Origin of the sequence: Hyphomonas sp. (assembly GCF_040882205.1) — a bacterium.
Lineage (GTDB): Bacteria > Pseudomonadota > Alphaproteobacteria > Caulobacterales > Hyphomonadaceae > Hyphomonas.
The window spans coordinates 1-8,966 of the sequence record NZ_JBBEBT010000008.1 but is presented as its reverse complement, the minus strand read 5'-3'; the positions used below and the strand labels follow the sequence as shown (position 1 = coordinate 8,966).

At 64.1% G+C, this 8,966-nt stretch carries 9 protein-coding genes; 3 read left to right on the top strand and 6 right to left on the bottom strand.

The features are described from left to right. From WEA77_RS00290 to WEA77_RS00275, 4 genes are all read right to left on the bottom strand, one after another. A partial coding sequence (locus WEA77_RS00290) for a peptide ABC transporter substrate-binding protein (RefSeq protein WP_368065875.1) occupies window positions 1–1,621 on the bottom strand: 1,621 nt, incomplete at its 3' end. Between the two features lie 150 nt (window positions 1,622–1,771). Next, entirely contained in the window at window positions 1,772–2,683 is a 912-nt protein-coding gene (locus WEA77_RS00285) for an MBL fold metallo-hydrolase (RefSeq protein WP_368065874.1), read from the bottom strand. Between the two features lie 38 nt (window positions 2,684–2,721). Then, on the bottom strand, window positions 2,722–3,660 hold the full coding sequence (locus WEA77_RS00280; RefSeq protein ID WP_368065873.1) for a hypothetical protein: 939 nt from the start codon (window positions 3,658–3,660) through the stop codon (window positions 2,722–2,724). Window positions 3,661–3,781: 121 nt separating this feature from the next. Continuing rightward, on the bottom strand, window positions 3,782–4,192 hold the full coding sequence (locus WEA77_RS00275; protein WP_368065872.1) for a TIGR01244 family sulfur transferase: 411 nt from the start codon (window positions 4,190–4,192) through the stop codon (window positions 3,782–3,784). Between the two features lie 140 nt (window positions 4,193–4,332). Here WEA77_RS00275 and WEA77_RS00270 point away from each other — a divergent pair, with 140 nt between their 5' ends. Further along, window positions 4,333–5,298 carry an ABC transporter permease gene (locus WEA77_RS00270; protein WP_368065876.1) on the top strand — a complete coding sequence of 322 codons (966 nt, stop codon included), beginning with the start codon at window positions 4,333–4,335 and terminating at the stop codon, window positions 5,296–5,298. Continuing rightward, window positions 5,298–6,209 (top strand): ABC transporter permease, encoded by a 912-nt coding sequence (locus WEA77_RS00265; RefSeq protein ID WP_368065871.1) that lies wholly within the window; start codon window positions 5,298–5,300, stop codon window positions 6,207–6,209. The genes WEA77_RS00270 and WEA77_RS00265 overlap by 1 nt, the downstream gene beginning before the upstream one ends. 409 nt (window positions 6,210–6,618) lie before the next feature. On the opposite strand, the gene WEA77_RS00260 is transcribed toward WEA77_RS00265, so the two are convergent. Further along, window positions 6,619–7,023 (bottom strand): VOC family protein, encoded by a 405-nt coding sequence (locus WEA77_RS00260; RefSeq protein WP_368065870.1) that lies wholly within the window; start codon window positions 7,021–7,023, stop codon window positions 6,619–6,621. A 125-nt stretch (window positions 7,024–7,148) separates the two neighbouring features. On the opposite strand from WEA77_RS00260, the gene WEA77_RS00255 reads away from it, so the two are divergent. After that, entirely contained in the window at window positions 7,149–7,997 is an 849-nt protein-coding gene (locus WEA77_RS00255; protein ID WP_368065869.1) for a neutral zinc metallopeptidase, read from the top strand. On the opposite strand, the gene WEA77_RS00250 is transcribed toward WEA77_RS00255, so the two are convergent. Beyond that, window positions 7,990–8,787: a transglutaminase family protein gene (locus WEA77_RS00250; protein WP_368065868.1), complete on the bottom strand. Its 798-nt coding sequence runs from the start codon at window positions 8,785–8,787 to the stop codon at window positions 7,990–7,992. The genes WEA77_RS00255 and WEA77_RS00250 overlap by 8 nt on opposite strands. Window positions 8,788–8,966 lie beyond the last annotated feature (179 nt).

The window sequence follows — 8,966 nt, the reverse complement described above, 5'->3', positions numbered from 1 at the left end:
TCATACCTTCCCGGCAGAGGAAACGCGAGCGGTGGTTGTCCTTGGCATTGTCCACCCAGCCGGTCAGTGACGGGTCAACGAGGTTCTGCGTCACCTGCACCCACATCGGCGTGATCGGATATTCTTCCATCATCAGCGCCTCGGCCTGCGCGAAGATTGCGGCGCGCCTCGCCAGGTCCAGTTCCTGGTTCGACCGGGTCAGCAGGCCGTCATATTCGCCATTGGCATACTTGCCATAGTTCTGCTGACCGGTCGTCGATTGCAGCAGGTAGAGATAGTTGATCGGATCATCGAAATCGGCGAGCCAGGCCGCGTCCGAGACCTGGAAATCGTTCTGGCGCAGGCGCGCATAGAGCACCTTGGTATCCTGCTTGATGATCACAGGCTCCACCCAGGGCGCAATCTCAGCCCAGTTCTGCTGCGCCACCGGGGCGACCTTCGGATTGTCGCCGGTCGAGCGGTGGATGAACTCGAACTTCAGCGGATTGGACGCTCCGAACCCGGCTTCCTCCAGCAGGCGTCTGGCTTCGGCCAGGCGCTCGGGGCGCGGCATGTCCTTCCAGCTCACCTGCGGGCGCTCCACGTCATAGTTCGACATGCCCGGCGGCACGAAGGCATAGGCCGGCTCGAAGCCCGGCGTCAGCACGTTGCGCACCATGAACTCGCGGTCGAGCGACAGCGACAGCGCCTTGCGCACGCGCACATCGTTGAACGGCGCTTTCGTCTGGTTGAAGGTCCAGTAGGTCACCAGAAGGCCCGGCGTCGTGCGCGGCCAGCCGGGGAATTTTGCTTCCAGTTCCGTCTTCCGGGGACCGGAGAAGACGTTGTTGATGTCGAGTTCGCCCGCCGCAATCTTGTTCTCGTAGGCCGCCTCGTTCTCGATCTCGAAATAGGCGACGCGGTCGAAGCAGGCCTCGGCAGCGCCGAACCCGGCCGGGTTCTTCTCGGAGACGAGCTGGTCGCCGGTGCGCCAGTAGACGAGCTTGTAGGGACCGTTGACGACAATATTGTCCGGCTGGATCCAGGCATCACCGAACTGCTCGACCACATGCTGCGGCACCGGGAACGTCGTGTAATGCGTCAGAAGGCCCGGCAGGTAGGGCGCGGGATATTCGAGCGTCAGTTCCAGCGTCTTGTCATCAATTGCGCGGGCGCCGAGTTCTTCGGGCGCCAGCGCGCCCGCGTTCACCTTCTCCGCATTCTTGATGAGCCAGAGCATCGAGGCATATTGCGAGGCAATCGCAGGATCCTGGATGCGGCGCAGCGCATAGACGAAATCGCTCGCCTTCACCGGCTCGCCGTCAGACCAGTTGTAATCGCCGATCTTGAAGGTCCAGACCGTGCCTGTGGCATCGGTTTCCCAGCTGGTCGCCATCCCGGGGACCGGGCTGCCGTCGGCGGCGTCCGTCGTCAGGCCGATCAGCATGTCGCCGATCACGATATTCTCCCACTGGGCCGAGGACTTGTGCGGGTCGAGCGTGTCGACCTTCGCCGAAATGCCGCGCCGCAGGGTCGCCACATCGCCCGGTTGTTCCTTCGTCCCCCCCCCGCCGCAGGCGGCGAGGGTCAGGGCGGCAAGGCCCAGAAGGGAAGCGGTAAGAACCGGGCGGCGTAGGGTCATCGAAGCATGCTCCTGATCGCAAAAGGGGCGCCGGGCGGATCATTTCCGCCCGTTTCGCCGGGTATGACGGAATTTCTGGCCTCTTGCTGCCAGAGGCCCGGCAGATTGCAAAGCCTTAAGGCGCCGCGATGAACAGTGGCTGACTGAAATTCAGGCGCGCTCGGCGACGAGGTCAAACCGCGACCGCGGGGTTGGCGCTGCATCCGGCGAGGCGACAAAGCCGCGCTCGATCAGGTCCAGCATATGACCCAGCACGCTCATCGCGGCGGCGGGATGCAGGCGCTGGTCGACATCCTTGTACATCCGCGCGACCATGGCGGGGATCGAGGTCTCGCCCCCGCGCAGCTCAGCCAGGATCGCCGCCTCGCGCGCCCGGCGATGGGCCGCATATTCCGCAATGAACTGCGCAACAAATGCCTTGCCCCGCACCGCGTCGCCATGCGTCGGCCAGAGGATGTCGAACTGTCGCTCGGCAATCTTGTCGAGGCTGCGCATATAGTCGCTCATATTGCCATCCGGCGGCGAGACGACCGTGGTCGACCAGCCCATGATATGATCGCCGGAGAAACAGGCACGCTCCTCGCGCAGGCCGAAACAGAGATGGTTTGCGGTATGGCCCGGCGTTTCGATCACGTCGATCGTCCAACCGGGGCCGGCAATGAGCGAACCGTCGCCGATCTGCACATCTGGCGTGAACTGCAGGTCGTCCGGGCTGCCAAGCTCGTCCTTGGCGGTGTGGATGCCGCAATTCTTTGCATAGGTCTTACAGCCCGCCCAGTCGGCCAGCGGCCCGGCGAGCGGCGAGTGGTCGGAATGTCCATGCGTAACCAGCACATGCGTCACGCGCTCTCCCGCCAGCGCCGCCTTCAGCGCCTCGAAATGCTCGTCCAGCGCCGGGCCGGGGTCGACCACCGCGACCTCGCCCTTGCCGATGATATAGACGCCCGTGCCCATATAGGTGAACGGGCCGGGATTATTGGCGACCACGCGGCGCACGAGCGGGGAAATCTGGTCGACGCGGCCATACTCGAATTCAATGCCGCGGACGTAAGGAATGGCCATTCAGTTAGGAACCTTCAGTAAACGGACGTATCCGGCCCTCAACGCTTCTTCGGTGCAAAGGTCTCGGCGAAGGCCCGGGCCATCCGGCGCGTTGCGCGCAGTTTCCCGCCCAGCTTCAGCGCAACCGGCGGACCCATGTCCGTCTTGTTTGCATCGACGATGAAGATCCGTCCCGTCACCCGGTCACGTAGAACATCCACCCCGCCCCAGTCGAGCCCGATTGCAGCTGCGAAGCGCTCGATCACGCGGATTTCATCCGGCGAGTAGCAATTGCGGGGTTCGTCGAGCAAAACTTCAACATTCTCGTTGAGAAAGCGCCGTTCCAGCGGACGGCGCTTGCGGAAAACCACAATCGGTGTCCCGCCCACCAGGCAGCACCGCAGGTCCTCGACCAGCCCGCCCGGAATCTCGTTGTCGATCAGGCGTTGATAGGCCTTACCCGGTAAAGCGGCGTTCATCGGCCCTTCGATCACGCGCCCGTCATGCGCCGCGTTGGCTTCCGACTTCTCGACCATCCGGCCCGTGAAAGTCAGCGGGTCCACACAAAGCGAATCGCCGCTGGCGGTTTCAAACGCCGCAGCGACCCGTGTCTTGGAGATGTCATTGCACCCGAAATTGATCAAGCGGGCGCCCGGTTTGACCTTCGGCGCGGCGATCACGGTCTCAGTCGAATCGTCGAACTGCATCACGATGTCTGCCTCGGCCGCATCTTCCACCAGCTTGGCGCCGGAGACATGCATTACCGACCAGATGAAATACCAGGGGCGCGGCTTGTCGGGAGAGAAGGCGATTGTCGGGCGCTTGTGCCCGGTGATGAGGCGCCAGGTGCGCCAGTTCTGGACGAAGAAATAGAAACAGAACCAGATAAAGACGCTGTGCAGGAGCGCGAGGTCAGGTACGATCCGCGCACCGGTTTTCTTGACCAGGATCACGCCCTGTTCGAGCTTGAAATCGTCGGTCCACATACGGCCTGACATATACGCTGCTCCCGGTTTGCCGCTTGCGCTGGCCGGATCCTCTACAGGCTCAGACGCCTCGCACGCCTTCGGCCTGGCTTCAACTCCTGCTTTGTGGCGCGACTGTGTCAGCCGCCCGGTCCTACAGCAGTTCGCGCAGGCTGGAGAGATCGTACCCGGCCCCGGCGGCGGCGTCGATGATATCGTCACCGGCACCTTGTCCGGCATGCACGAGGGCCCAGGCCGTGATCGAGCGTGTGCCCGTCCGGCAGTAGGCCAGCACCGGCTGGGGCGCCTCATTCAGGATATGCCCCATCCGCTCGACAATCTCCGGCGTCGGCGCCCCGGAAAACGGCAAGGCGGCGAATGTGAGCCCCAAAGATTCGGCTTTGGCGCGAATTGCGCCCATGCGCGGCTGGTCCACCCCGCCTTCCCCATCGGGGCGATTCGCGATCAGCGTCTTGAACCCGGCCTTGGCCACGGCGTCCAGATCGTCTTCCGAAAGTTGCGGGGCGACGGCGAAATCAGGCGTAACCTGACGGATATCGGCCATTTGAGTGCTCTCCTCGAGTGCAGCGTTTCGCTTGATCGCTTCGCGTCTCAAGCTAAGGAATGTAAAGGCTCCTGCCAAGCGGGCGATACCGCACCGACCGTTCAACCTGTTGTGACCAGAGGCTTTTCACCAACGTGTCGATGCTGCAACGCGCTTTCCGCAGGATTCCGTGGGGCTATACGCTCCGAAGGCTCCTGATCGCCATCCCCACAATGCTGGCGATCATCACCATGGCCTTCCTGATGATGCGCGCCGCCCCCGGCGGCCCCTTCGACGGCGAACGCAAGCTCCCGGCAGCCACCGAGCGCGCGATCGCCGAGAAGTTCGGCCTCGACAAGCCCCTGCACGAACAATACCTCAACTATGTCGGCGGCGTGATCCAGGGCGATTTTGGCCCCTCCTACAAAACCCTCGGCAAGAGCGTGAACGACCTGATAGCCGATGGCCTGCCCGTGTCGCTGACCATTGGCTTCCTGACCATGGCCATCTCGCTGGTACTCGGCACGGCGCTCGGCATCTTTGCGGGGCTCAGGCAAAACTCGGCGGCGGATTTCAGCGTCATGGGCGTCGCGATGGTCGGTATCTCGGTGCCGAGTTTCGTGATTGGCCCCATCCTCATCCTTGTGCTTGCGCTCGGCGCCGGCATCTTCGCGGTCGGCGGCCTCGGCACCTACCCGAACATTGGCATGAGCTGGCACAACATGACCCTGCCGGTGCTCACCCTCTCGCTCGCGCAGATCGCCATCATCTCCCGCCTGATGCGTGCCTCGATCATCGAGACGATGCGCGCAAACCATATCCGCACCGCCCGCGCCAAGGGGCTCTCGGAATGGGACGTAATTACCCGCCACGCCCTGCCCTCTGCCCTCCTGCCGCTCGTCTCTTACGCTGGCCCGGCCATGGCGCGCGTGATGACCGGCTCGGTCGTCATCGAGAAAATCTTCGGCCTGCCCGGCCTCGGCTCCTACTTCGTCGACGGCGCGCTGAACCGTGACTACACGCTCGTGATGGGCGCGATCATTGTCTATGCGGGCCTGATCATCCTGCTCAATCTCGTGGCCGACATTCTCTACGCCATGCTGGATCCGAAGGTGAAATACGACTGATGGCGCACCTCGATCCGGTTCTTGATCCGACGGGCCGCGCGGAAGCGGTCAACCTCGCCATCCGGGGCGGCCGCTCGCTCTGGGACGACGCCCGCGCGCGCCTTCTGCGCAACAAGGCCGCCGTCTTCTCGATGATCCTGTTCGGCCTGATCGTGCTGCTCGCCGCGTTTGGGCCGATGGTCTGGGTGCACAATCACGAGACCATCTCGGACCTGCGCACAATCGCGCCAACCTTTGAGAACCTGCACATCCTCGGCACCGACCTGCAGGGCCGCGACCTCTTCGCCCGCCTGCTGATCGGTCTGCGCATCTCGCTGATGGTAGGCATTGTCGCCACCGTCGTCAGCCTCGTCATCGGTGTCACCTGGGGTGCCACAGCCGGTTATCTCGGCGGCCGCATCGACAATTTCATGATGCGCATTGTCGACGTGCTCTACGCCCTGCCCTTCATTTTCTTCGTCATCCTGCTGCTCACAGTGTTCGAGCGCAACATCGTGCTGATCTTCGCCGCCATCGGCGCAATCGAATGGCTGACCATGAGCCGGATCGTGCGTGGGCAGACCTTGTCGATCAAGAACAAGGAATTCATCGAGGCCGCCCGCGCCGCCGGCGTCTCGCAGGCCGGCATCATCACACGCCACATCCTGCCAAACGTGATCGGCCCGGTCGCCGTCTATGTGACGCTGACCATCCCGGTCGTGATCCTCGCAGAAAGCTTTCTCTCCTTCCTCGGCCTCGGCGTGAACGAACCGCTGACCTCGCTCGGCGTGCTGATCGCCGACGGCGCCGACATGATGGAAGACAAGCCCTGGATGCTGATTGCGCCGGCGGTCACCATGTCAGTCACCCTGCTCTGCCTCAACTTCATCGGCGACGGCCTGCGCGATGCGCTCGACCCGAAAGAGCGCTGAACACCGTTCAGAGACTATTCAGCCGGTTCCCGGCATAGGGGCCCGGCCGGTCAGAGGGGAGGGTCAAGCTATGGCAAATTTCAAACGCAAGGGTCCGAAATCAACCCGCTCGGGCTGCCTCCTGTGCAAGCCCCACAAACGCCAGGGCGCTAAATGCACCCATGCTCCCCGCGAAGCCGCCCGCCGCAAAACCGCCGCCGAAGACGTCCGTACCGGTGGTGTTTAGGCGCATAAAATCCGGCTTACGCCTGCATCCAGACCCTATTCCCGGCCCCTCCCACCTTGTCATACCGCCGAAACACGAAAGCCGGCGCCCGGAACTCCGGGCAATTCAGCCCCCTCTGGGTCACACCTTCGCGGGGATGAGCGCAAGGATGAAACCGGGCGAAGCCCGGCGCTGGCCGCCCGCCTACTCTGCCGCCTCAGCCCCACCCCGCCAGGGCGGAAACCGCCGGTTCTTCCCCGCACTGTAAAGGCACACCGAATTGCCAGCCGGGTCTCGGAACCAGGCTTCGGTCCAGCGCCAGTCTTTCCGCTCCGGCTCGCTCAAAGGATGGATGCCCGCCATGCAGCGTCCGCCCACTTCCACGAACACATCGCTGACCTCGAAGTAGACTTGCACGCCCCCGCCCGGCGCGGCCGCCTCGACCTGGTGCAGCGACAGCGTCGCAGGTTCCTCGCCCTCGAAGACCGGGCACTCGAACCGCGCATAGCGCGGCGGCCGTTCGACGATCAGCGTCAGGCCGAACCGCTGCCACCAGGCAACGCTAGCCGCATAATCGGTGCAAGGCAGGGTTACTTGGTTGAGACGCATGGAACAGCTCCGGTTCTTGGAAGTTGTCTTCATGCCAGCCCGCCCGGGCGCCAGCAAGGCTGGCCCCGACCGGCCGGTTCGCCGTAGACGAAAAGCAGCGGCGGCGCTGCAAGGGAGAGTTCAGCATGAAATGGCAAGGCGGACGGCGCGGCGGAAACCTGGAAGACCGGCGGGGCCTCAGCCCGGGCGCGGCCGTTGGCGGCGGCGGGCTCGGGGTCATCGCGATCGCGCTGATCGGCTACTTTGTATTCGGCATCGATCCCTCGCAGACCCAGGCCGTGCTCGGCGACGGCTCGCAGGTCAGCGGCGAGCAACAGGCCGGTGTGGAGGGCACGCCCGCCGATGAGGCCGGTCTCTTCGTCGATGTGATCGGCGCCAACATCAACGATGTCTGGGCCAGCGCCCTGTCCGGCTACACCCCGCCGACCGTGGTGCTTTACGAACAGGGCACCAATACCGGCTGCGGCTTCGGCCAGTCGGCGATGGGGCCGTTCTACTGCCCGCCCGACCAGACCGTTTACCTCGACCTCTCCTTCTGGCAGGAAATGGAAACCAAGCTCGGCGCCTCCGGCGCAGAATTCGCGCAGGCCTATGTGATCGCCCACGAGTTCGGCCACCATGTGCAGACGCTGACCGGCCAGTCGCAGAAAGTGCGCGAGGCGCAGCAGGCGGCGCGCAGCCAGGAAGAGGCAAATCAATATTCCATCGCGCTGGAACTGCAGGCGGACTGCTATGCCGGCGTCTGGGCCGCGCAGGCGGCGGGCGCCTCGGGCGGCGCCGTGGCGCTCGAACAGGGCGACATGGAAGCGGGCCTGAAAACCGCGCAGGCGATCGGCGATGACATGATCCAGAAGCGGATGGCCGGCAAGGTGACACCCGAAGGCTTCACCCACGGCACGGCCGCGCAGCGGATGGAATGGCTGGAGCGCGGCTACCGGAGCGGCGACCCGGTCGTGTGCGACACCTTCAGGTAAGCACGGCGTCCGGCGCCGCGACCGACACATTGACGTTCTGCGCGAGCAGCTGCGCCGTGCCGAAGATCGTCATGAAGCTGATATCGGTCGCGTCCCGGCCAACGGCGATCCGCACGAGACTGTCCTCGGCAGACAGCCGCGTCGGGTCGATCAGGTGCCAGGCATTATCGAGCCAGACTTCGACGACGGCGTGGAAATCCGGCGGATAGATCGCGGGCGCATAGGCCGACGCCATGCGCGCCGGAATGCCGACCGCGCGGCAGAAGCTGATCAGCGTATGCGCAAAGTCGCGGCAGACACCGCGGCGCATCAGGAAACTGTCGGTCGCCGTGGTGGAAGCATCGCTGGTGCCGGGGGCGTACTGGAAATTCCGGTAAATCCAGTCGGCCATCATCAGCACCTGGTCACCGCCCTGCGCGCCGGAGAACTGGCTTTCGGCAAAGGGCGCGAGCCGGTCGGACTCGCAATACCGGCTCGGCATCAGGTAGGTGATCACGTCGTGCGGAAGGTCGCGCCGCAGCGGCACATAGAGGCCCGAGATGTTGACATGGCCGCGCGTCACATCAACGAGCGCCTCATAGCGGATCGTCACATCGCCGCCCGCAGTGGTCCATTGACGCCGCCCCATGAGTTCCGGACCGTCCGCCAGCGTCAGCGGGCATGACGGCGACAGCGACAGACGGTCCGCGATTATCATCTGGTCCGGCGCGCGGATCGCCTCCAGCGCCAGCACGACATCCGCTGGCTGGGCAAAGTGATAAGACAGTGAAGCGTCGATCTTCACGCGCATGGGCGGGGTCCTGATTTGGCAGTGGCGTGGGCGCGAAGCTGCATTTTCTGCAAGGGAACGCGCAACTCAGTTTTTGGTTACCTGATGTGCGAGAATAAATCCTGAATATCTGCGAGGTCGCACAGACGAAGTGCGCGCATTGGGGCGGGAGCTCGGCCTGCCGGAGGCCTTTGTCGGTC

What these genes read in the sequence shown, in the direction of transcription:
- WEA77_RS00285 (WP_368065874.1), bottom strand. Translation starts at nt 2,683, where the DNA reads ATGGCCATTCCTTACGTCCGCGGCATTGAATTCGAGTATGGCCGCGTC.
- WEA77_RS00280 (WP_368065873.1), bottom strand. Translation starts at nt 3,660, where the DNA reads ATGTCAGGCCGTATGTGGACCGACGATTTCAAGCTCGAACAGGGCGTG.
- WEA77_RS00275 (WP_368065872.1), bottom strand. Translation starts at nt 4,192, where the DNA reads ATGGCCGATATCCGTCAGGTTACGCCTGATTTCGCCGTCGCCCCGCAA.
- WEA77_RS00270 (WP_368065876.1), top strand. Translation starts at nt 4,333, where the DNA reads ATGCTGCAACGCGCTTTCCGCAGGATTCCGTGGGGCTATACGCTCCGA.
- WEA77_RS00265 (WP_368065871.1), top strand. Translation starts at nt 5,298, where the DNA reads ATGGCGCACCTCGATCCGGTTCTTGATCCGACGGGCCGCGCGGAAGCG.
- WEA77_RS00260 (WP_368065870.1), bottom strand. Translation starts at nt 7,023, where the DNA reads ATGCGTCTCAACCAAGTAACCCTGCCTTGCACCGATTATGCGGCTAGC.
- WEA77_RS00255 (WP_368065869.1), top strand. Translation starts at nt 7,149, where the DNA reads ATGAAATGGCAAGGCGGACGGCGCGGCGGAAACCTGGAAGACCGGCGG.
- WEA77_RS00250 (WP_368065868.1), bottom strand. Translation starts at nt 8,787, where the DNA reads ATGCGCGTGAAGATCGACGCTTCACTGTCTTATCACTTTGCCCAGCCA.